Genomic DNA, 531 nt, shown 5'->3' with positions numbered 1-531 from the left:
AGCTCGCTGGAGCAGACCGCGGCCTCGATGGAAGAACTCACCAGCACGGYCAAGCAGAACGCCGACAACGCGCGCCAGGCCAACCAGCTCGCGGCCTCGGCCTCCGAAGTGGCGGTGCGGGGCGGCAGCGTGGTGAGCCAGGTGGTGGACACCATGGCGTCCATCAACGCTTCCTCCAAGAAGATCGTCGACATCATCGGCGTGATCGACGGCATCGCYTTCCAGACCAACATCCTGGCGCTGAAYGCGGCGGTGGAAGCCGCGCGGGCCGGCGAGCAGGGCAAGGGCTTTGCGGTCGTGGCCGCCGAAGTCCGCAATCTCGCGCAGCGCTCCGCCGGCGCGGCCAAGGAGATCAAGGGCCTGATCGATGACTCGGTGGGCAAGGTGGGCGCGGGCAGCGCGCTGGTGGCCGAAGCGGGCAAGACCATGGAAGAGATCGTCGGCAGCGTGAGGCGCGTGACCGACATCATGGGCGAGATCACGGCGGCGAGCCAGGAGCAGACCTCGGGGATCGAGCAGATCAACCAGGCG

1 protein-coding gene is annotated in these 531 nt (G+C 68.0%); it reads left to right on the top strand.

The features are described 5' to 3' along the window. A partial coding sequence (locus AB4Z46_RS35405; RefSeq protein ID WP_442288221.1) for a methyl-accepting chemotaxis protein occupies positions 1-531 on the top strand: 531 nt, incomplete at both ends.

The sequence above is a fragment of the Variovorax sp. M-6 genome (assembly GCF_052114385.1).
Lineage (GTDB): Bacteria > Pseudomonadota > Gammaproteobacteria > Burkholderiales > Burkholderiaceae_C > Variovorax.
The sequence above is the reverse complement of the archived record's forward strand: the minus strand, read 5'-3'. Positions and strand labels throughout refer to the sequence as shown.